The 20,087-nt window shown below is 65.6% G+C and carries 18 protein-coding genes; 7 read left to right on the forward strand and 11 right to left on the reverse strand.

Annotated elements, in window-relative coordinates:
* Nucleotides 1–3 precede the first annotated feature (3 nt).
* The 5 genes from CAG44_RS18525 (at nt 4) to CAG44_RS18550 (ending at nt 8,361) form a co-directional block, all read left to right on the forward strand.
* On the forward strand, nt 4–999 hold the full coding sequence (locus CAG44_RS18525) for a YCF48-related protein (protein ID WP_085692718.1): 996 nt from the start codon (nt 4–6) through the stop codon (nt 997–999).
* Between the two features lie 15 nt (nt 1,000–1,014).
* On the forward strand, nt 1,015–3,579 hold the full coding sequence (locus tag CAG44_RS18530) for an RND family transporter (protein ID WP_085692719.1): 2,565 nt from the start codon (nt 1,015–1,017) through the stop codon (nt 3,577–3,579).
* Nucleotides 3,572–5,350 (forward strand): acyl-CoA dehydrogenase C-terminal domain-containing protein, encoded by a 1,779-nt coding sequence (locus CAG44_RS18535; protein ID WP_085692720.1) that lies wholly within the window; start codon nt 3,572–3,574, stop codon nt 5,348–5,350. Before CAG44_RS18530 ends, CAG44_RS18535 begins: the two co-directional genes overlap by 8 nt.
* Nucleotides 5,351–5,361: 11 nt before the next feature.
* Entirely contained in the window at nt 5,362–7,002 is a 1,641-nt protein-coding gene (locus CAG44_RS18540) for a fatty acid--CoA ligase (RefSeq protein ID WP_085692750.1), read from the forward strand.
* Nucleotides 7,003–7,860: 858 nt separating this feature from the next.
* Nucleotides 7,861–8,361: a methylated-DNA--[protein]-cysteine S-methyltransferase gene (locus CAG44_RS18550; protein ID WP_085591111.1), complete on the forward strand. Its 501-nt coding sequence runs from the start codon at nt 7,861–7,863 to the stop codon at nt 8,359–8,361.
* Between the two features lie 4 nt (nt 8,362–8,365).
* Here the strand turns inward: CAG44_RS18550 and CAG44_RS18555 are convergent, their stop codons facing one another.
* From CAG44_RS18555 to CAG44_RS18565, 3 genes are all read right to left on the reverse strand, one after another.
* Nucleotides 8,366–8,608, reverse strand: a complete 243-nt coding sequence (locus CAG44_RS18555; RefSeq protein ID WP_085692722.1) for a hypothetical protein — start codon at nt 8,606–8,608, stop codon at nt 8,366–8,368.
* A complete protein-coding gene (locus CAG44_RS18560; RefSeq protein ID WP_085692723.1) occupies nt 8,605–9,348 on the reverse strand; it encodes a carbon-nitrogen hydrolase family protein in 744 nt (247 codons plus the stop codon). Before CAG44_RS18560 ends, CAG44_RS18555 begins: the two co-directional genes overlap by 4 nt.
* 76 nt (nt 9,349–9,424) lie before the next feature.
* Nucleotides 9,425–9,940 carry a DUF3016 domain-containing protein gene (locus CAG44_RS18565; protein ID WP_085591104.1) on the reverse strand — a complete coding sequence of 172 codons (516 nt, stop codon included), beginning with the start codon at nt 9,938–9,940 and terminating at the stop codon, nt 9,425–9,427.
* 75 nt (nt 9,941–10,015) lie between these two features.
* On the opposite strand from CAG44_RS18565, the gene CAG44_RS18570 reads away from it, so the two are divergent.
* Entirely contained in the window at nt 10,016–10,741 is a 726-nt protein-coding gene (locus tag CAG44_RS18570) for a metallophosphoesterase (RefSeq protein WP_085692724.1), read from the forward strand.
* Here the strand turns inward: CAG44_RS18570 and CAG44_RS18575 are convergent.
* Nucleotides 10,689–11,303, reverse strand: a complete 615-nt coding sequence (locus CAG44_RS18575) for a LysE family translocator (RefSeq protein ID WP_085692725.1) — start codon at nt 11,301–11,303, stop codon at nt 10,689–10,691. The genes CAG44_RS18570 and CAG44_RS18575 overlap by 53 nt on opposite strands.
* Nucleotides 11,304–11,506: 203 nt before the next feature.
* Nucleotides 11,507–12,325 carry an AraC family transcriptional regulator gene (locus CAG44_RS18585; protein ID WP_085692727.1) on the reverse strand — a complete coding sequence of 273 codons (819 nt, stop codon included), beginning with the start codon at nt 12,323–12,325 and terminating at the stop codon, nt 11,507–11,509.
* A 131-nt stretch (nt 12,326–12,456) separates the two neighbouring features.
* On the opposite strand from CAG44_RS18585, the gene CAG44_RS18590 reads away from it, so the two are divergent.
* Entirely contained in the window at nt 12,457–13,080 is a 624-nt protein-coding gene (locus CAG44_RS18590) for a LysE family translocator (RefSeq protein WP_085692728.1), read from the forward strand.
* Nucleotides 13,081–13,097: 17 nt separating this feature from the next.
* On the opposite strand, the gene CAG44_RS18595 is transcribed toward CAG44_RS18590, so the two are convergent.
* The 6 genes from CAG44_RS18595 to CAG44_RS18620 form a co-directional block, all read right to left on the reverse strand.
* Nucleotides 13,098–13,373 carry a peptidylprolyl isomerase gene (locus CAG44_RS18595; RefSeq protein ID WP_013972552.1) on the reverse strand — a complete coding sequence of 92 codons (276 nt, stop codon included), beginning with the start codon at nt 13,371–13,373 and terminating at the stop codon, nt 13,098–13,100.
* A gap of 189 nt (nt 13,374–13,562) precedes the next feature.
* Nucleotides 13,563–15,521, reverse strand: a complete 1,959-nt coding sequence (locus CAG44_RS18600; protein ID WP_085692729.1) for an acetoacetate--CoA ligase — start codon at nt 15,519–15,521, stop codon at nt 13,563–13,565.
* A 143-nt stretch (nt 15,522–15,664) separates the two neighbouring features.
* Nucleotides 15,665–16,144, reverse strand: coding sequence for a serine protease inhibitor ecotin (eco, locus tag CAG44_RS18605; RefSeq protein WP_063914771.1), 480 nt, complete (start codon nt 16,142–16,144; stop codon nt 15,665–15,667).
* A gap of 55 nt (nt 16,145–16,199) precedes the next feature.
* Nucleotides 16,200–16,970 (reverse strand): 3-hydroxybutyrate dehydrogenase, encoded by a 771-nt coding sequence (gene hbdH / locus CAG44_RS18610; protein ID WP_085692730.1) that lies wholly within the window; start codon nt 16,968–16,970, stop codon nt 16,200–16,202.
* A 10-nt stretch (nt 16,971–16,980) separates the two neighbouring features.
* On the reverse strand, nt 16,981–18,372 hold the full coding sequence (locus tag CAG44_RS18615; protein WP_075045288.1) for a GntP family permease: 1,392 nt from the start codon (nt 18,370–18,372) through the stop codon (nt 16,981–16,983).
* A gap of 284 nt (nt 18,373–18,656) precedes the next feature.
* Nucleotides 18,657–20,051 (reverse strand): sigma-54-dependent Fis family transcriptional regulator, encoded by a 1,395-nt coding sequence (locus CAG44_RS18620; RefSeq protein ID WP_085692731.1) that lies wholly within the window; start codon nt 20,049–20,051, stop codon nt 18,657–18,659.
* Nucleotides 20,052–20,087: the final 36 nt, after the last annotated feature.

The following is a 20,087-nucleotide window of genomic DNA, read 5'->3' on the forward strand; positions in this document are numbered from 1 at the left end:
GCAATGTCTGTCTTCAAACGATGCAGCGTGGTAGTTCTGGCTTTGGCCGCGCTGCAGGGCGCGGCCCAGGCTGCGCCCTTCACCGATGTGCTGGACCTGCCCGCCATGCCCAGCGCCCTGGTCGCCAGCAGCGCCTTGCGCGATGTAACCCTGGCCGGCCAGCGCCTGGTCGCGGTGGGCCCGCGAGGGCACATCCTGTACTCCGACGACCATGGCGCGCACTGGCAGCAGGCCCAGGTGCCGGTCAGTGCCGACCTTAATGCCGTGAGCTTCGCCACGCCCGAGCTGGGCTGGGCGGTTGGCCACGATGGCGTGGTGCTGCACAGCCGTGATGGAGGCGCGCACTGGCAGAAGCAGCTGGATGGCCGGGCGCTGGCCGAACAACTTCCGGGCACAGGTAGCGACAATGCCTTGCTCGACGTTTGGTTCAGCGATGCCCGCAATGGCTATGCGGTCGGCGTGTTCAACCTGCTGTTGCGCACCGTTGATGGCGGCGAGCACTGGCAGCCCTGGCTCGACCACAGCGATAACCCGCAAGGCCTGCACCTGACCAGCCTGGCCGCGGTGGGGGGCGAGCTGTACATCACCGGCGAGCAAGGCCTGCTGCTGAAGCAGGACGGTGAGCGCTTCAGCCGTGTCGAGACACCCTACGCCGGCACACTGTTCGGTGCTGTCGGCAAGCCTGGCGTACTGCTGGTCTACGGCCTGCGTGGGCATGCCTACCGCAGCACCGATGGCGGCCGGCAATGGCAACCGGTCAGCACGGGTGTGAACACCAGCCTCACCGCCGCCGGCGTCGACCGTGATGGCCAGCTGTGGCTGGCCAGCCAGGCTGGCGACCTGCTGCTCAGCCGGGATGATGGCGCAAGCTTCAGCCCGGTGCCGCAAAGCGCCCGTGGCCCGGTGACCGCGCTCGCCACCGATACCGGCAACGGCCTGGTACTGGTGGGTGAGCGGGGCGTGCGCAACCAGGCCGGTAACCCCACGCTGCACCCATAACAAGAGAAGACCCTGATGGCCGCTACCCGCCAAGACACCCTGCCGGTAATCCGCAACCTCGACGATTTCGACCCACGCTCGGGCAATTGCCTGGAGCGCCTGGTGTTCAACCATCGCCTGCCGTTCCTGCTATGCATGCTGCTGGCAACCCTGGTGCTGGGCTACATGGCGCTGACCCGCCTGGAGCTGCGCCCCAGTTTCGACAAGATGCTGCCGCAGAGCCACCCCTACATCCAGAACTACCTGGAAAACCGCCCATCACTGCGTGGCTTGGGCAACGCGGTGCGGGTGGTAGTGGAGAACACCCAGGGCGACATCTTCGACCCGGGCTACCTGCAGACCTTGCGCCACATCAACGACGAGCTGTTCCTCAGCCAGGGCGTGGACCGGGCCTGGGTGAAGTCGCTGTGGAGCCCGGCGGTGCGCTGGACCGAGGTGACCGAGGAGGGCTTCCAGGGTGGCCCGGTGATGCCCGACGGCTACCAGGGCGCTGCGGGTGACATCGAGCAGCTGCGGCAGAACATCGAGCGCGCCAACATCGTCGGCAGCCTGGTGGCGCGCGACTTCAAATCGAGCATGCTGGTCGTGCCGCTGCTCGACCAGGATTCGGCCACCGGCAAAGGCCTCGACTACCACGCCTTCTCGCAGAAGCTCGAACAACTGCGCAGCCAGTATCAGGCCAGCGGCCAGTACCGCATCCATGTGATCGGCTTCGCCAAGCTGATGGGCGACCTGATCGACGGGCTGATCCAGGTGATGGCGTTCTTCGCCCTGGCGGTGCTGACCAGCCTGCTGATCATCTACTGCTACACCCGTTGCGTGCGCAGCACCCTGCTGGTGGTGCTGTGTTCGCTGACCGCGGTGGTGTGGCAGCTGGGCATCGTCGCCTGGCTGGGCTACGCCATCGACCCGTATTCGATCCTGGTGCCATTCCTGATCTTTGCCATCGGCGTATCCCACGCGGCGCAGAAGATGAATGGCATCCTCCAGGACATCGGCCGTGGCACCCACCGTCAGGTAGCAGCGCGCTATACCTTCCGCCGCCTGTTCGTGGCCGGGGTGACTGCGTTGCTGGCCGATGCGGTGGGCTTTGCCGTGCTGATGCTGATCGACATCCCGGTAATCCAGGACCTGGCCATCACCGCCAGCATCGGCGTGGCGGTGCTTATCTTCACCTCGCTGCTGCTGATGCCGGTGGCGCTGTCTTATGTTGGTGTTGGCCGCAAGGCTGCCGAGCGGGCCCTGGAAATTGATGCTCGTTGGGGCCGCTCTGCGGCGCTTCGCGGGCATGCCCGCTCCCACAGGTATCGCGATAGACTTGAAGCTGACGCGGTCCCTGTGGGAGCGGGCATGCCCGCGAAGGGCTGCAACGCAGCCCCGATCAACCCATGGAGCCTGCTCGACCGCTTCACCGAACGCAAATGGGCCAGCGCCGCACTGCTGGTGGCCCTGGCCCTGGGCGCCATCGGCATCTGGGGCAGCCTGCAACTGAAAATCGGCGACCTCGACAGCGGTGCCCCCGAGCTGCGCGCCGACTCCCGCTACAACCTCGACAACGCCTACATCACCCAGCACTACGCGCTGTCCAGCGATACCTTCGCGGTCATGGTCAAGACCGCTCCGGAAGGCTGCCTGCAATACCAGACACTGGTCCTTGCCGACCGCCTGGCCTGGGAACTGCAGCAATTGCCGGGTGTGCAGACCACCGTGTCGCTGGCCAACGCAGTGCGCCAGATCACCGCCGGCACCTACGAAGGCAACCCGCGCCTGAACAGCCTGCAGCGCAACCAGGACGTGCTCAACTACGCCGCCCAGCAGGCCTCGGTCAATGCCCCCGAGCTGTTCAACAACGACTGCTCGCTGATGCCGGTAATCGCCTACCTCAAGGACCATCGCGCCGACACCCTGGCCCAGGTGGCCGCCGTGGCCGAGCGTTTTGCCCAGGCCAACAGCAGCGCCGAACAGCAGTTCCTGCTGGCCGCCGGCAGCGCCGGCATCGAGGCCGCCACCAACGTAGTGGTCCGCGAGGCCAACCACCGCATGCTGTTGCTGGTGTACCTGGCGGTCACGCTGTTCTGCCTGTTCACCTTCCGTAGCTGGCGCGCCACGCTGGTGGCGATCCTGCCGCTGATGCTCACCTCGGTGCTGTGCGAGGCGCTGATGGTAGCCATGGGCATTGGCGTCAAGGTCGCCACCTTGCCGGTGATCGCCCTGGGCGTAGGCATCGGCGTGGACTACGCGCTGTACCTGCTCAGCGTGCAACTGCACTACCAGCGCGCCGGGTTGAGCCTGGCCCAGGCCTACCAGAAAGCTGTGGCCTTCACCGGCCGTGTGGTCGGGCTGGTCGGCATCACCCTGGCAGCCGGCGTGGTCGGCTGGGCCTGGTCGCGGATCAAGTTCCAGGCCGACATGGGCCTGCTGCTGACCTTCATGTTCCTGTGGAACATGCTCGGTGCGCTGGTGTTGATCCCTGCGTTGTCGCATTTCCTCCTGCGTGGCCAGGCCGCCCCGGCACCTGCCGAGGCCCAGGCCACGTCGCTTCCGCAAACCCAAGAAACCGAGTGTTCGCCTCATGTCTGATTACCTTCCGCCACTGCGCGACATGGATTTTCTGTTCAACGAAGTGTTCGACATCCCGGCCTGGTGGGCGCAAACGCCCGCGCTGGCCGAACAGGTCGATGGCGATACTGCCCGGGCCGTGCTCGAACAGGCCGGCCGGCTGATTGCCGAGGTGGTGGCGCCGCTAAACCGCAGTGGCGACGAGCAGGGCTGCCGCTGGGAGGCCGGCCAGGTACACACCCCCGATGGCTTCGCCGATGCCTACCGGGCATTTGCCGCAGATGGCTGGGTGGGTGTGGCTGGTGCCCCGGAATATGGGGGCATGGGCATGCCGAAAGTGATCGGTGCCCAGCTCGAAGAAATGCTCAATGCCGCCAACCTGTCGTTCGGCCTGTACCCGATGCTCACGGCCGGAGCCTGCCTGGCGCTGCTCAACCATGCCAGCGAGCCGTTGAAGGCGCTCTACCTGCCGCCCATGTACCAAGGGCGCTGGACCGGTTCGATGTGCCTGACCGAGCCGCACGCTGGCACCGACCTGGGCCTGATTCGCACCCGCGCCGAGCCGGTTGCCGATGGCCGCTACCGCATCAGCGGGACCAAGATTTTCATCACTGGCGGTGAGCAGGACCTGACCGAGAACATCATCCACCTGGTGCTGGCGCGGCTGCCGGATGCGCCCGCCGGGCCCAAGGGCATCTCGCTGTTCCTGGTGCCCAAGGTGCTGGTTGACGCCGACGGCGTGCTGGGCGAGGCCAATGCGGTGAGTTGCGGGTCGATCGAGCACAAGATGGGCATCAAGGCCTCGGCCACCTGCGTGATGAACTTCGACGGTGCAATCGGCTACCTGGTCGGCGAACCGAACAAGGGCCTCAACGCGATGTTCACCATGATGAACTACGAGCGCCTTGGCGTAGGTATCCAGGGCCTGGCCCTGGGCGAACGCTCCTACCAGGGCGCCATCGCCTATGCCCGTGATCGCCAGCAGGGCCGTGCGCCGACCGGCGCCGAAGCGCCGGGGCAAGGTGCTGACCCGATCATCGTCCACCCGGACGTGCGGCGCATGCTGCTGACCATGAAAGCGCTGAACGAAGGCGGGCGGGCCTTCTCCACCTATGTGGCACTGCAGCTGGACCTGGCCAAATACAGCGAGGCCCCGGTGGCACGCGCCCAGGCCGAGGCCAAGGTGGCGTTGCTCACACCGGTGGCCAAGGCCTTCCTCACCGACATGGGGCTGGAAACCACCGTGCACGGCCAGCAGGTGCTGGGCGGCCATGGCTATATTCGCGAGTGGGGGCAGGAGCAGTTGATCCGCGACTGCCGCATCACCCAGATCTACGAAGGCACCAACGGCATCCAGGCCCTCGACCTGGTGGGGCGCAAACTGTTTGCCGATGGCGGCCAGGCCTATCGCAGCGTGTCCGACGAAATTACCGCCTTTGCCGAGACGCTGCCCACGGCGTGCGCCGAATTTGGTGCGCCGCTGCTGGCTGCCGTGCGCAACCTCGACGAGCTGACCGCCTGGGTGCTCGACCGCGCCCAGGGCAACCCGCGCGAGCTTGGCGCGGCGGCGGTGGAGTACCTGCAGGTGTTTGGCTACACCTTCTACGCCTACCTGTGGGCACGCATGGCCGTGGTATGCCAGTGTCATGCGGCCCCCGAGCCGTTCCACCTGAGCAAGCTGGGCACCGCGCGGTTCTACTTTGCCCGCCTGCTGCCACGCATTCATTCGCTGAGCGCCAGCGTCAGGGCCGGTAGCGACAGCCTGTACCTGCTCGAGGCCGGGCAACTGTGAAGGCCGCCGACATGATCACCACTCGCATCATGCCTGCGGCCGAGCAGGCCTACGCCTATCCGCTGCTGATCAAGCGCCTGCTGCTGTCGGGCGTGCGCTACCAGCCCAACCAGGAAATCGTCTACGCCGACAAGCTGCGCTACACCTACACTACGCTGCTCGAACGCATCCAGCGGCTGGCCAATGTGCTGACCGCTGCGGGGGTCAAGCCTGGCGACACCGTGGCCTTGCTCGACTGGGACAGCCACCGGGCGCTGGAGTGCTTCTTTGCCGTGCCGATGCTGGGTGCGGTGCTGCACACGGTGAACGTACGGCTGTCCACCGAGCAGGTGCGCTACACCATGAACCATGCCGAGGACCGCCTGGTCCTGGTGCATGACGATTTCCTGCCGTTGATGGCGCAATTGCGCGATGACTTGCCGACGGTCGAGGGTTTCATTCGCCTCGGCGAAGGCGACCCCGCAACGCAAGATGTGCCGCTGCTGGGTGAGTACGAACAACTGCTGGCGGCTGCCGAGCCGCAATTCGACTTCGCCGATTTCGACGAGCACTCACTGGCCACGCTGTTCTACACCAGCGGTACCACCGGCAACCCCAAGGGCGTGTACTTCAGCCACCGGCAACTGGTGCTGCATACCCTGGTCGAGCAGGGCACCCTGGCTGCCTGCGGCGAGGTGCCGCTACTGCGCAGCGGCGACGTGTACATGCCCATCACGCCGATGTTCCACGTGCATGCCTGGGGCGTGCCCTATGTGGCCACGGCGCTGGGTATCAAGCAGGTCTACCCCGGGCGCTACGAGCCCAACCGCCTGGTGCGCCTGTACCGTGACGAGGGCGTGACGTTCTCCCATTGCGTGCCCACGGTGCTGCAGATGATGCTCGACAGCGAAGAAGGGCGCCGCGCCGACCTGACCGGTTGGAAGATGCTGCTGGGCGGCAGCGCCCTGACCCTGGGCCTGGCGCAGCGTGCCAGCGAGCGCGGCATCAGCGTGCATTGTGGTTACGGCATGTCGGAAAGCTGCCCGCTGCTCAGCATCACCCACCTGAGCGCCGAGCTGCTGGCACTGCCCATGGCGCAACAGCTGCCGCTGCGTATCGATGCCGGCGTGCCGATTGCCCTGGTGGACCTGCGCATCGTCGACGCTGAAGGCATTGATGTGCCCCGTGACGGCGAAAGCCTGGGTGAAATCGTGGTGCGTGCACCGTGGCTGACCCAGGGCTACCTGCATGAACCGGAGCAGGGTGCCGCGTTGTGGTTGGGGGGCTGGATGCATACCGGCGACCTGGCCTGCATCGACCCGGCGGGTGTGGTGCGTATTCGTGACCGGATCAAGGATGTGATCAAGACCGGAGGCGAGTGGGTCAGCTCGGTGGCGCTGGAAAACCTGATCAGCCAGCACCCGGCTGTCGCGTCGGTGGCGGTGATCGGCATCCCGGATCCGCAGTGGGGTGAGCAACCGTTGGCCTTGGTAGTCTGTTGTGACGGCATGCAGTTCGACCAGGCGGGATTGGTCGGGCATCTGCAGCCGTTTGTCGACAGCGGGCACCTGAACAAATGGGCGATACCACGGCAGTTGCGTTGCGTGGACGAGATCCCCAAGACCAGCGTTGGCAAGATCGACAAGAAACGGATCCGGCAGGCATTTCTCTGAATGCTGGCAGCACCGGCTGATGGCACCGGCTACGCCGGTGTTCGCGGGCGCGCCCGCTCCCACAGGTATGGCACATTCCTTCGGCTGATGGGCACCCTGTGGGAGCGGGTTCACCCGCGAAGCAAGCGACACGGTGTATGGCACCGGCTGCGCCGGTGTTCGCGGGTAAACCCGCTCCCACAGGTACGGCGCATTCCTTCGGCTGATGGGCACCCTGTGGGAGCGGGCATGCCCGCGAAGCAGGCGATGCGGTGGATGGCACCGGCTACGCCGGTGTTCGCGGGCGCGCCCGCTCCCACAGGTACGGCGCATTCCTTCAGCTGGTGGGCACCCTGTGGGAGCGGGCATGCCCGCGAAGCAGGCGACGCGGTGGATGGCACCGGCTGCGCCGGTGTTCGCGGGCGCGCCCGCTCCCACAGGTACGGTGCATTCCTTCGGCTGATGGGCACCCTGTGGGAGCGTGCATGCCCGCGAAGCAGGCGATGCGGTGGATGGCACCGGCTGCGCCGGTGTTCGCGGGCGCGCCCGCTCCCACAGGTATGGCACATTCCTTCGGCTGATGGGCACCCTGTGGGAGCGGGATCACCCGCGAAGCAAGCGACACGGTGTATGGCACCGGCTGCGCCGGTGTTCGCGGGCGCGCCCGCTCCCACAGGTATGGCGCATTCCTTCAGCTGATGGGATCCCTGTGGGAGCGGGTTCACCCGCGAAGCAGGCGACGCGGTGGATGGCACTCTGGCCCGGGCAATATGCCGACGCCGATGTTCCGCTTGCGTGATTGCCTGAGCAAGAAAGCGGATGCAGGCAGGGCTGTGGATGCGTACAGTAGGTTGATCGCAACCTGGCAGGAGCCTGCTTATGTCCAGCGCATTCACCTTCATGCAGTCGCCCGTCGGCACCTTGACCCTGGTAGCCCGTGGCGAGCGCCTGGCTGCCGTACTCTGGGAGGAGGAGCGGGAAAACCGCGTGCGCCTTGGCGCCCTGCACCGTGATGACCAGTGCCCGGTACTGCTGGAAACCGCCCGCCAGCTCGGCGAGTACTTCGCCGGCAAACGCCAGCGCTTCGAACTGGCGCTGGATTTTGCCGGTACCGAATTCCAGCGTCAGGTATGGGCCGCGCTGTTGGCAATACCGTTCGGTGAAACCCGCAGCTACAGCGACATCGCCCGGCAGATCGGCAACCCCAGCGCGGTGCGCGCGGTAGGCGCCGCCAATGGCCGCAACCCGATCTCGATCATCGCCCCGTGCCATCGGGTGATCGGTGCTTCGGGCAGCCTCACCGGCTTTGCCGGTGGCCTGGCGGCCAAGCAGTACCTGCTGGCGCTGGAGGGCCGGCAAAGCCTGGCACTGGACCTGTAAGGCGTCAGCAGAACCAGCTGGCGACCAGGCAGACCAGCACGGCCAACGCCGAGCCGGCCATCAGCGTGTACTGTCGATGAGCCCGGCGCGCATGAGGCTTGACTGCGCGCAGGTACTCGCCAGGTGTCGGCGCATCGGGCCGGTGGCGCAAACCCTCGGCCACATCGGCCAGTTGCCCCTGAATCAGCAGACCCGTCAGGTAGTAGGTACAGGCATAGCTCAGCAACGCCAGAAACAGATAGATCATGTCGGGTGCGGGGCCAGGGGCACCGCCATGGCACTGGCGTTGGCGGTGTCCAGCACGATCAGCCCTTCGCTGTGGTCGTCCAGGCTGGCCAGCAAGCGCCCCTGGCTGTCCCAGGCCGCCGAGCCACCGGCGCCGATGAAGGTGTCGGCCGGCCCCACGCAGTTGGCCAGCAACACCGTCATGCCCAGCTCACGAGCCACCTCGGGGTAGTGCTGGTAACCCTCGCGGATGCCCTTGGCGGTTTTCGCCACGCTGACCAGGTACAGGTCGGCGCCGTGTTCCCGTGCGGCTACCGCATGCGCCATGAACATCGATTCGTAGCAGATCGCAGGCGCTACCCGGTGCGCGCCTACCTGCAGCAACAAGGCTTGATCGCCTGGGCTGAACCAGGGCAGTTCATCATCATGCAGGCGCCGCTTGGCATAGGCCTGGCGCGGTGCACCGGGGCTGAGGATTGGCATGCCGATACGAATGCCATCAGGCGTCGGTAGTGGCAGGCCCGCGGCCACGGTGATACCAAACCGGTCGCACGCTGCCTGCAGCGGGTCCAGCCGCGTCGAACTGACGGGCAGGGCGGCCTGGCGCGCTAGGGTTGGCTCATAGCCGGTCAGCGACAGTTCGGGAAATACCACCAGTTCGGCGCCAAGGGCCGCGGCCTGTTCGATGCAGGCCAGGTGGCGTTCGAGGTTGGCTTGCACATCGCCCTTGAGCGACGCCAGTTGCACGGCGCACAACTTCATGAAAAACCCTTCCCTGGTACAGGTTGAAGGGCCGAGCATACTACCGGCACCAACGCCTGTACCAGTGAAGGGATTTTCAGGATGCCGGGTGGACGGCGAAGCGTTGGCGGAACCAGTCGTTGAGCATGGCCTTTTCGGCATACAGGCGGTCGCTGCTGCTCGTGACCCGGCCCGGGCGGCTGAGGTACATCTTGTCGCTGACCCGTTCCTGCGCCTGCTGGTCGGGTTTGCCCGGTTGGCTGAGGGTGTAGCTGAGGTCGATGGTCGGCCAGGTGATTTCGCGCATGTAACGTACATCGTAGGCCTGGCTGTGCCAGGGCTCGAAACGCCCGGCCAGGTCGATGTCGCGAATGTCGATGACCAGTTGCTGGCCAGGTTGCAGGTAGCGTTGGCCAAGCTTCTGCAGGTACTGGGTCAGGGTTTTCATCACATAGGTGTCGGCGCCACGCTCGTACCCGTGGCTGTCGAGGCTGGCATCGCGGAATTTTTCCGGATGCTCGAAGCGTACCTCGACCTGCGCGGCCGGGGCACCTTGTGCCATGCTGTCCAATGACAGCGCCATGAGCACGGCACACACGAGGGCGGTACGCATGATGCACCTCCGGGGCAGATTGCGTGTGCCTCCATTTTACCCCTGGCATGGCGCTACCAGCAGAGGAAGATTGTAATGGCACGGTTTCGGCGTCTGATTGCCAACCTGCGGGGGCGTGACCTGGCGGTGGGCGATATCCATGGTCACTTCCAGCGCCTGCAGCAATGCCTGGATGGGGTGGGTTTCGATCCGGCCGTGGACCGCCTGTTCAGCGTGGGGGACCTGGTCGACCGTGGCCCGGACAGCGAGGCGGCGCTGGAATGGCTGGCGCAGCCCTGGTTCCATGCCGTGCAGGGTAATCACGAAGCCCTGGCAATCACCCGCGTGCGCGGCGGGCGGCTCGATCTGGACATGTACCGCGCCGCCGGGGGTGGCTGGTTTCTGGACCTGCCGAGGGCTCGGCAGTTGCGTTTCGTGGAGCGCTTCGAGCAGCTGCCGATTGCGATAGAGGTTGAAAGTTCAGCGGGCCTGGTAGGGCTGCTGCATGCCGACAGCCCATATGCCGACTGGACAGTGTTGAGGACCTGGCTGGAACTGGAGGACGACCCGCAAGTACGGGAAGTGTGCCAATGGTCGCGGCGGCGGTTGAAGGTAGGTGATACCGAGCCCGTGCAGGGCCTGCGTGCCTTGTTGGTGGGCCACACGCCGGTACTGGAGGCCAAGCTGCTGGGCAACGTCTGGCACCTGGATACCGGGGGTTGGGCCAGTGGCCATTTCACCTTGATGGACATGCGGACCCTGCAACTGGTCAGCCCCAGGCCAGGTGAAACAACAGTGCCGCAGCCAATAGCACCAGCATGACCCCGGAGGCCCGCTCCAGCCACGGCAGGCAGCGGGCGAAGCGCCGCAGCACCAGCGGGTTGCCGATGGCCACGGCAACCAGCAGGTCCCACAGCAGCACGATGCTGAACATCCACAGGGCACAGGTTGCTTTCCAGGCAATGCTGGCGCTGGCGACCATGCTGACCAGGCTGGCATAGAACAGCGCATTCTTGGGGTTGAGGATGCCGGACAGGAACCCCATGCCCAATCCCCGCCACCACCCTTGGGCGGTCCGCTTGCCAGCGACTGCGCCCAGGCTGGTTTGCCCGGCATGGCGCAGGAACAGGGTGCCGATGTACAGCAGGTAGCCGGCGCCGGCCAGTTGCAGGATGGTGAACAGCAGGCTGCCTTCCTGCAGTACCGACAGGCCGGTGAAAGCCATGGTGATGAACACGCCATTGGCCAGGGCGATACCCAGGCAGGCGCCGCTCGCGACGCGCCAGCCGGCGCTGACCGAGGTGCGTGAGACCAGGAAGAAGTCCGGGCCGGGAGAGAGCAGGGCGAGGAAGTGGGCGAGGGCGATGATCAGGAACTGTTGCATTGGGGTGTGGCTGCTCTGGAGGAAAGCCTGACTCTGCCCCTCAGCGCAAATGCCGTATTGAACAATATTGCAGGCTCAGCCAGCAGGCGCGGTACCTGTGGGAGCGGGCGTGCCCGCGAAAAATCCAGCGCGGAGAATGGCACCGGCGTAGCCGGTGTTCGCGGGCGCGCCCGCTCCCACAGGTACAACGTGAGCCCAAAACCTCAAAGGCCAAGCCGATCCCGATACTGCCCCGGTGTCACCCCCACATGGGCCTTGAACACCCGCTGGAAATGGCTTTGGTCGGCAAATCCGAGCCGATAGGCCACCTCCGCCAGGGCCTGCCCTTCACCCAACAATTGCCGCCCACGGTTGACCCGGGCATTGAGCAGGTAGGCATGCGGCGTAAACCCGGTGGCCGCGCGAAATGCGCGAATCAACTGGTAGCGCCCAAGCCCGGCCTGCCGGGCCAGTACCGCCAGGCTCAACTGCGCCGGGTCCTGGCCTTCGATGTGGGCGATCAGCCCACTCAACGCGGTCGCCCCCAGGGCCGGTGCCGGTGCCAGCGGCGCGTGCCTGGCAAAGTCCAGGTCACCCAGAAAGGCAATCAGCGCCGCATCCTTCTCACCACTGCTGGCGTTGGAGAACAGCAGACTGTTCATTTCGCAGAACTGCCGATACACCTCCGGCACCTGGCAGATACGTGCCGGCTCGCCGGGCCCGGCACCATCCAGCCCTGATTCCAGGTGCAGCTGTGCCAGCCAGTCGGCATCCACATGCAGCATCTGGTAGCTCCACGCCTGCCCGGGCTCGGGGTTGCAGGCATGTACCCGGCGGGCCGGGACCAGCACCAGCGTGCCGGGTGACAGGCGTTGCTGGCCGTTGCCGGCACCGGTGAAATGACTGTGGCCGGCGTCCACCACACCGATGGAAAACGTCGGGTGGCTGTGGGCCTTGTAGCAGGCGCGGCTATGGCAGGCGCGGCGGCTTTCGACATGCGGCAGGGCCGGGTCGCGCCACAGCGCGGCATGGGAACGGTGCATCACAGGGTCCTCGGTATGCGCGGCAGCTTATCAGGCGCCGCGCACCCATACAGTTTTTTCCGCTGGCTGTAACTTGACCGCAAGGCCCGCTACCCGCCGAAATAGACGCCTGTTGCCAAAGGAAAACAATAATGGACCTCTCAAGCCTGCTGCTTTTCATTCCTGCCTGCTTCGCCCTGAACATGGCGCCGGGGCCGAACAACCTGCTGTCGCTGCACAATGCCAGCCGTTACGGCCTGCGCACGGCCTGCGTGGCCGGTGGCGGGCGTATCGTCGCCTTCAGCGGCATGATCGCCCTGGCGGCCATGGGCCTGGCAGTGGTGCTGCACACCAGCGAATACCTGTTCCTGGCCATCAAGGTGGTGGGGGCGGCGTACCTGTTCTATATCGCCTGGCAACTGTGGCGGGCACCGGTGGGCGAGGCGGTGGTGGCAAGCGATCACCCACGCGGCACCTGGCGCCTGGCACGTCAGGAGTTCTGGGTGGCCGCTGGTAACCCGAAGGCAATCCTGATCTTCACCGCCTTCCTGCCGCAGTTCGTCTCGGTCGGCAGCGCCACCCCGGTGAGCGAGCAGTTCCTCTGGCTGGGTGTGCTGTTCATTTTGCTGGAATGGGCCGCCATCGCCATCTACGCCGGCCTGGGGGCGTACCTGCAGCGCTGGTTCAGCCAGCCTGGCCCACGCCGGCTGTTCAACCGGGTCAGCGCCTCATTGCTGGGCTGCGCCGGCCTCGGGCTGCTGGCTGCGCGGCGCTAGAACTGCGTACTCGGCACTTAGTCGCGGTAGAACGTCTGCACCAGGTGATAGCCGAACTTGCTCTTGATCGGCCCGTGCACCACGCGCAGGGGCTTCTTGAAGATCACCTGGTCGATGGCGCCGACCATCTGCCCGGGGCGGATTTCACCCAGGTCGCCGCCACGCTTGCCCGAAGGGCAGGTGGAGAACTTTTTTGCGAGCACGTCGAAAGCCTCGCCATTGGCGATGCGCTGCTTGAGCTTTTCGGCTTCGTCAGCGGTCTTGACCAGGATGTGACGGGCTTGGGCTTTCATGGGGTACCTGTGCTTCGGGAGAGAAAATGGCGGCATTATGCCCAATGCCTGCCAAATAAGCACTTGGGGCTGCTATGCAGCCCATCGCCGGCAAGCCGGCTCCCACATGGACGGCGAAAATCTCGAAATCTGCGCTGTACCTGTGGGAGCTGGCTTGCCGGCGATGGGCCACAAAGTGGCCCCTTGCGACTACGCTGGCCCGCGCAATTCGACACGATCCCGGAACTGCTCCAGCGCCTCGGGGTTGGCCAGGGCGTCGGTGTTCTTCACCGGCAAGCCATGCACCACATTGCGAATCGCCAACTCCACCAGCTTGCCGCTGATGGTACGCGGGATGTCATCGACCTGGGCGATCACCGCCGGTACATGGCGGGGGGTGGTGTACTGGCGGATCACCTGGCGGATGTGCTGGCGCAGGGTCTCATCCAGCTGCAGGCCGTCACGCAGGCGAACGAACAGCACCACCCGCACGTCGCCTTGCCAGTCCTGGCCGATGGCCACGCTTTCCAGCACCTGCTCGACCTTTTCCACCTGGCGGTAGATCTCCGCCGTGCCAATGCGCACCCCGCCGGGGTTGAGCACGGCATCGGAGCGGCCATGAATCACCAGCCCGCCGTCGGCACGCTGTTCGGCATAGTCGCCCTGGGCCCACACCCCCGGGAACTGGCTGAAGTAGGCGTCGTGATAGCGGCTGCCGTCCGTATCTTTCCAGAACCCCAGCGGCATGGACGGGAAGTTGCGCGTGCACACCAGCTCGCCTTTTTCGCCCTGCACCGGCTGGCCATGCTCGTTCCACACTTCCACCGCCATGCCCAGGCCCTTGCCCTGGATCTCGCCACGGCGCACTGGCAGGGTCGGGTTGCCCAGCACGAAGCAGGAGACGATATCGGTGCCGCCGGACATCGACGCCAGGCACAGGTCGGCCTTGATCTTGCGGTACACGTAGTCGTAGCTGTGTGGCGACAGCGGCGAGCCGGTGGACAGCAGCAGGCGCAAGCGTTCCAGGCGGTGGCTTGCCGCAGGTTCGAGGCCCGCCTGCTCCAGTGCCGCCAGGTACTTGGCGCTGGTACCGAAGGCCTGGATGCCCTCGGCGTCGATCAGGTCCAGCAGCCGTTCGGGGCCGGGATGGAACGGCGAGCCGTCGTACAGCACCAGCGTGGCGCCCACCGCCAGGCCGCTGGCCAGCCAGTTCCACATCATCCAGCCGCAAGTGGTGTAGTAGAACAGTACGTCATCGGCCTTCAGATCGTTGTGCAGGCCATGTTCCTTCAGGTGCTGCAACAACACGCCGCCGGCGCGGTGGACGATGCACTTGGGCACACCGGTGGTGCCGCTGGAATACAGGATGTACAGCGGGTGGTCGAAGGGCAGCGGGGTGAAGCGGGGCTCGCCGCCGGGCTGAAAGAACTCGTCCCACAGGCTGACATTGGCGGCCTGGAATTCGTCGGCGCGCGTCCCGCTGCGGGTATGGGGCACCACGATCAGCCGCTGCAGACCGGGCAGTTGCGCGCACACCTGGTTGACCTTGTCCACCTGGTCGATGGCCTTGCCGGCGTACTGGTACCCGGCACAGGCGATCAGCAGCTTGGGCTCGATCTGGCCGAAGCGGTCGATGATGCCGTGTACGCCAAACTCGGGCGAGGAGCTGGACCACACCGCACCGAGGCTGGTGCAGGCAAGCATGGCGACCAGTGTCTGCCAGGTATTGGGCATGACCGCGGCTACCCGGTCGCCGGGGACGATGCCGGCGGCCTTGAAGGCTGTTTGCAGGCCGGCCACCTGGGCCGCCAGCTGGGCATGGGTGAACAGCTGGCGTTGGCCATCTTCGCGCACGGCGACCAGGGCCGGGCGGTCGTCGCGGCGGCGCAGCAGGTGTTCGGCGAAGTTGAGGGTGGCGTTGCTGAACCACTGGGCATCGGGCATCTGCGGCCCTTCGCTGAGCACCTGGCTCGGCGGGGTATGCCAGTGAACGTGGAAATAGTCGGCAAGGGTTTGCCAGAAGGCAGGGCGCTGCTCGATGCTCCAGCGGTGCAGCGCCTGGTAGTCGTCGAGTTGCAGGTTGTAGCGCAGGTTGACCCGGCGGCGGAAGGTATCCATCCGGCTGGCCTCGATCTGCGCCGTGGAGGGGCGCCAGAGCACATCGTTCATGCCGAACCTCCTGTTGCCTGCAAGGGCCCCATCGCCGGCAAGCCAGCTCCCACAGGAACCTCACAGGTCTTGAGTGCAGTGACCAACCTGTGGGAACCGGCTTGCCGGCGATGAAGGCATCATCAAGGCCAAAGGCTTGCGTTTTACTCTACTTTAGCCTTTTGCACGTCCTGCGACGCGGTCCAGACGCGGTAGCGCACTTCGACGTCCTTGGGCACATACACCACCACCGGCAGCTTGCTGTTGTAGCGCAGCATGAAGCCTTCACCGACCACTGGCACGAAGGCCTCGGTCTTCTTGCCATCGGGGCAGGCCATCAGCGTGCTGACCGGGCCGCTGACCTTGTCCAGGCGGTAGTAGCTGTAGCCCCAGCCTTCCAGGGTACGTTCCTCCAGGCTGCCGCCCAGGCGCTGGCGATTGCAGTCCACCTTCAGGGTCTTGCCGGCGAGGATTTCCAGTTGATAGGCCGACTCATCAGCCTGGGCCGGCAGGTGGATGACCTGCCGGGTGAAGCCTTTTTCCGCCTCGGGGTAGGGCGCGACGTCCTTCAGGCTGGCTGCCATCGCGGGTGCGGCGGCAGCCAGGGTCAGGGCCAGGATCGCGGTCATCGGGGTTGGGCGCATAGGGCCTCCTTGCAGATAAACGAATGCAAGACCGTCGCCAGGCCCAGGCCGCCCGTCACTGGGCCAACCAGCCACCATCGACATTCCAGGCGGCACCGCGAACCTGGCTACCGGCCTCGCTGCACAGGAATAGTACCAGCTCACCCAGGTGTTCGGGGGTGACGAAGGCCAACGATGGCTGTTTTTCTGCCAGCAGATCGTGCTGCGCTTGCAGCGGATCGCCACCGTTGGCAGCACGATCGTCGATCTGCTTCTGCACCAGCGGGGTCAACACCCAGCCAGGGCAGATGGCATTGCAGGTGACGTTGCTGGTGGCGGTTTCCAGGCCCACCACCTTGGTCAGGCCGACCACGCCGTGCTTGGCCGCCACATAGGCTGCCTTGCCGGTGGAGCCGACCAGGCCGTGCACCGAGGCGATGTTGATGATGCGTCCCCAGTTGCGCGCTCGCATGCCGGGCAGGGCCAGGCGCGTACCATGGAACACGGCCGACAGGTTGAGGGCGATGATCTTGTCCCAGCTTTCCAGCGGGAACTGCTCCACCGGCGCCACGTGCTGGATACCGGCGTTGTTGACCAGGATGTCGACGCTGCCGAACTCGCGCTCGGCCAGGGCGAACAGCGCTTCGATCTGGGCCACGTCCGACAGGTCGGCCGGGTGATGGACTGCCTTCACCCCGTGCCGGGCGATCTCGGCCAGCGCCGGGGCAGGGTCGCCGAAGCCGTTGAGCACGATGTTGGCGCCTGCGCGGGCCAGCACCTGGGCAATGCCCAGGCCGATGCCGCTGGTGGAACCGGTGACGAGTGCGGTCTTGCCTTTGAGGGTCATGCAAAGCTCCTTAGACGATGCCGGTGGCGTAGAACGTGGCGATGACCACGAACACCGCCAGGGTCTTGATCAGGGTAATACCGAAGATGTCCTTGTAGGCCTCGCGGTGGGTCAGCCCGGTCACGGCCAGCAGGGTGATGACCGCACCGTTGTGCGGCAGGGTGTCCATGCCACCGCTGGCCATGGCGGCCACCCGGTGCAGCACTTCAAGCGGGATGTTGGCGGCATTGGCGGCGGCGATGAAGCTGTCGCCCATGGCCGCCAGGGCGATGCTCATGCCGCCCGAGGCAGAGCCGGTGATGCCGGCCAGCAAGGTCACGGTGATGGCTTCGTTGACCAGTGGGTTGGGGATGCCGCGCAGGGCATCGGCCAATACCAGGAAGCCCGGCAGCGAGGCGATCACCGCGCCAAAGCCGTATTCCGAGGCGGTGTTCATGGCCGCCAGCAAGGCGCCGCCCACGGCGCTTTTGGTGCCTTCGGCCAGGCGGGTGCGGATGGCGCCGAAGGCACACACCAGCACCATCAGGATGCCCACCAGCAACGCCGCCTGCACCGCCCAGATGGCCGTGAGCTTGGCCACATCGCTTTGCACCGGCGCGCTCATGCCGGGCAGTTGCAGGCTGTGGCTGGGGCCGTACCACTGCGGGATCCAGTGGGTGAACAGCAGGTTCATCACCCCCACCAGCAGCAACGGCGACAGGGCCAGCCAGGGGTTGGGCAGCGCCAGGTCGGCAGCGGTTTCCGGTTCGTTGCGCAAGTCGCTGCCATAGCCTTCACCGGCGCGCTGGGCCTTGTTGCGCTGGCGCTGCAGGTAGGCCATGCCGGTGCAGAACACGAACAGCGTGCCGATCAGGCCCAGCCAGGGTGCGGCCCAGGCGGTGGTGTTGAAGAAGGTGCTGGGGATGATGTTCTGGATCTGCGGGGTGCCGGGCAGGGCATCCATGGTGAACGAGAACGCGCCCAGGGCGATGGTTGCCGGGATCAGGCGCTTGGGGATATTGCTCTGGCGGAACATCTCGGCGGCGAACGGGTACACCGCGAACACCACCACGAACAGCGACACGCCGCCGTAGGTGAGCAGGGCGCAGACCAGCACGATCACCAGCATCGCCTGGCGGGTGCCGAGCACGCGGATGGCGGCGGCGACGATCGAGCGCGAGAAGCCGGACAACTCGATCAGCTTGCCGAACACGGCGCCCAGCAGGAACACCGGGAAGTAGAGTTTGATGAAGCCGACCATTTTCTCCATGAACACCCCGGTGAATGCGGGGGCCACGGCGGACGGGTCGGTGAGCAGTACCGCACCGAGGGCGGCGATGGGGGCGAAGAGGATTACGCTGTAGCCGCGGTAGGCAGCCAGCATCAGCAGGGCCAGAGCGGCGAGGGCGATGAGCACGGTCATCGGGGTGGGTCTCCTGGGTGAGTCTTGTTTTTATCGGTGAGCAGGAGATAGCGGGAATCGTGCCAGATCGGTAAGTTGATGATTTTAAATGATTAATTTTGTTTTTCTAAAAATCTTGTCTACATTTTGAGACTGTAGGGGCTGCGTTGCAGCCCATCGCCGGCAAGCCAGCTCCCACAGGGTTATCCAAAAGCTCTGAAAGCGGTGCAATACCTTGTGGGAGCTGGCTTGCCGGCGATCGAGGGCGAAGCCCTCGCAGCGATCTCAAATCAGAAACACAAGTCTCAAATTGGAGACGAAATCCCCAGCGCTAGAATCTTCTTGTACAACGTCGACCGCCCCACCCCCAATGCCTGCGCGGCCTGCGGCACATTTCCCGCATGCTCGGCCAATGCCCCAACAATCAGCTTACGTTCAAACTCTTCACACGCCTCACGGTAAGTCTGCCGCATAGGTTCACCCGCCACTGGGCTCAACGGCCCCAATGCCGCCCGTAGATCCGCCACCCCCAGCCGCGGCTGATCCGCCAGCAGCGTGGCCCGCTCCAGCACATTGCGCAGCTCGCGAATGTTCCCCGGCCATGCATGCCGCGCCAATAGCTGCTGCGCTTCGGCCTCGAGCTCATACTGGCTGCCCAGTTCGCCCAGGATGGCCTCGCACAGCGCCGGCAGGTCCTCCAGCCGTTGCCGCAGTGGCGGCACCTCGATCGGCAGCACATTCAGCCGGTAATACAGGTCGGCGCGGAATGCCCCGCGGGCGATGGCGGCCTGCAGGTCGATGGAGGTGGCGGCAATGATGCGCACATCACTGCGCAGCATCTGGTTCGAGCCTACCGGCTCATACTCCTTCTCCTGCAACACCCGCAGCAGCTTGCTCTGCAGGGCCATCGGCATGTCGCCGATCTCGTCGAGGAACAGCGTGCCGCCTTCGGCCAGTTGCAGCTTGCCGCTGCGGCCCTTGCGATCGGCGCCGGTAAAGGCGCCGGGGGCGGTGCCGAAGAATTCGGCTTCCAGCAGCGTCTCGGGGATGGCCGCACTGTTGATGCTGACAAACGCCTTGTGCGCCCGCGCCGACGCCGCATGGATGGCATGGGCCAGCAGTTCCTTGCCGGTGCCGGTTTCGCCCAGCAGCAACACCGGCGAGTCACTGCTTGCGCCACGCCGGGCGCGGCGCTTGGCCTCCAGGCTGGCGGCGCTGCTGCCGACGAACTGGGCGAAGCTGTACTTGGCCTGGCGGGCGCGCAATTGCGAGCGGGTCGAGGCCAGCTCCTGCTGCATGCTGGAGTAGCGTTTGAGCAGTGGCGACAGGCTGCGCAACTCATCGAACAGGGCAAAGCCGATGGCGCCGATCAGCGCGCCCTGGTCGTCGTGGATGGGCAGGCGCATTACCACCAGCGGCTCGTTCGGGGTGTCGAGCATGTCCAGCAGGATTGGCCGGCCATTGCTCACTACCTCGCGCATCAGGCTGCCCGGGATCACCGCCTCGCATGGCTGGCCGATGGCACTGGCGGCGTCGGCCAGGCCAAAGCGCCGGGCGTAGCGCTCGTTCATCCAGACGATGCGCGCCTGGCGGTCGACGATTACCGTGCCCTCGCTGGACTGCTCGATGATCTCGAACAACGAGCGGATCGCCAGTTGCCGTACCTGGGGGTAGTCCTTGAGGCTGTCGCTGTCGTGCATGGGTAGAAATCCTGAAATCTGTGTAAGCAGGGCCGG

This window comes from Pseudomonas sp. B13(2017) (assembly GCF_002113245.1).
Taxonomy (GTDB): Bacteria; Pseudomonadota; Gammaproteobacteria; order Pseudomonadales; family Pseudomonadaceae; genus Aquipseudomonas; species Aquipseudomonas putida_Z.

Bases quoted from the DNA above. Each gene is read 5' to 3' on its own strand.
- CAG44_RS18525 (WP_085692718.1), top strand. From the start codon at position 4: ATGTCTGTCTTCAAACGATGCAGCGTGGTAGTTCTGGCTTTGGCCGCG.
- CAG44_RS18530 (WP_085692719.1), top strand. From the start codon at position 1,015: ATGGCCGCTACCCGCCAAGACACCCTGCCGGTAATCCGCAACCTCGAC.
- CAG44_RS18535 (WP_085692720.1), top strand. From the start codon at position 3,572: ATGTCTGATTACCTTCCGCCACTGCGCGACATGGATTTTCTGTTCAAC.
- CAG44_RS18540 (WP_085692750.1), top strand. From the start codon at position 5,362: ATGATCACCACTCGCATCATGCCTGCGGCCGAGCAGGCCTACGCCTAT.
- CAG44_RS18550 (WP_085591111.1), top strand. From the start codon at position 7,861: ATGTCCAGCGCATTCACCTTCATGCAGTCGCCCGTCGGCACCTTGACC.
- CAG44_RS18555 (WP_085692722.1), bottom strand. From the start codon at position 8,608: ATGATCTATCTGTTTCTGGCGTTGCTGAGCTATGCCTGTACCTACTAC.
- CAG44_RS18560 (WP_085692723.1), bottom strand. From the start codon at position 9,348: ATGAAGTTGTGCGCCGTGCAACTGGCGTCGCTCAAGGGCGATGTGCAA.
- CAG44_RS18565 (WP_085591104.1), bottom strand. From the start codon at position 9,940: ATGCGTACCGCCCTCGTGTGTGCCGTGCTCATGGCGCTGTCATTGGAC.
- CAG44_RS18570 (WP_085692724.1), top strand. From the start codon at position 10,016: ATGGCACGGTTTCGGCGTCTGATTGCCAACCTGCGGGGGCGTGACCTG.
- CAG44_RS18575 (WP_085692725.1), bottom strand. From the start codon at position 11,303: ATGCAACAGTTCCTGATCATCGCCCTCGCCCACTTCCTCGCCCTGCTC.
- CAG44_RS18585 (WP_085692727.1), bottom strand. From the start codon at position 12,325: ATGCACCGTTCCCATGCCGCGCTGTGGCGCGACCCGGCCCTGCCGCAT.
- CAG44_RS18590 (WP_085692728.1), top strand. From the start codon at position 12,457: ATGGACCTCTCAAGCCTGCTGCTTTTCATTCCTGCCTGCTTCGCCCTG.
- CAG44_RS18595 (WP_013972552.1), bottom strand. From the start codon at position 13,373: ATGAAAGCCCAAGCCCGTCACATCCTGGTCAAGACCGCTGACGAAGCC.
- CAG44_RS18600 (WP_085692729.1), bottom strand. From the start codon at position 15,521: ATGAACGATGTGCTCTGGCGCCCCTCCACGGCGCAGATCGAGGCCAGC.
- eco (WP_063914771.1), bottom strand. From the start codon at position 16,144: ATGCGCCCAACCCCGATGACCGCGATCCTGGCCCTGACCCTGGCTGCC.
- hbdH (WP_085692730.1), bottom strand. From the start codon at position 16,970: ATGACCCTCAAAGGCAAGACCGCACTCGTCACCGGTTCCACCAGCGGC.
- CAG44_RS18615 (WP_075045288.1), bottom strand. From the start codon at position 18,372: ATGACCGTGCTCATCGCCCTCGCCGCTCTGGCCCTGCTGATGCTGGCT.
- CAG44_RS18620 (WP_085692731.1), bottom strand. From the start codon at position 20,051: ATGCACGACAGCGACAGCCTCAAGGACTACCCCCAGGTACGGCAACTG.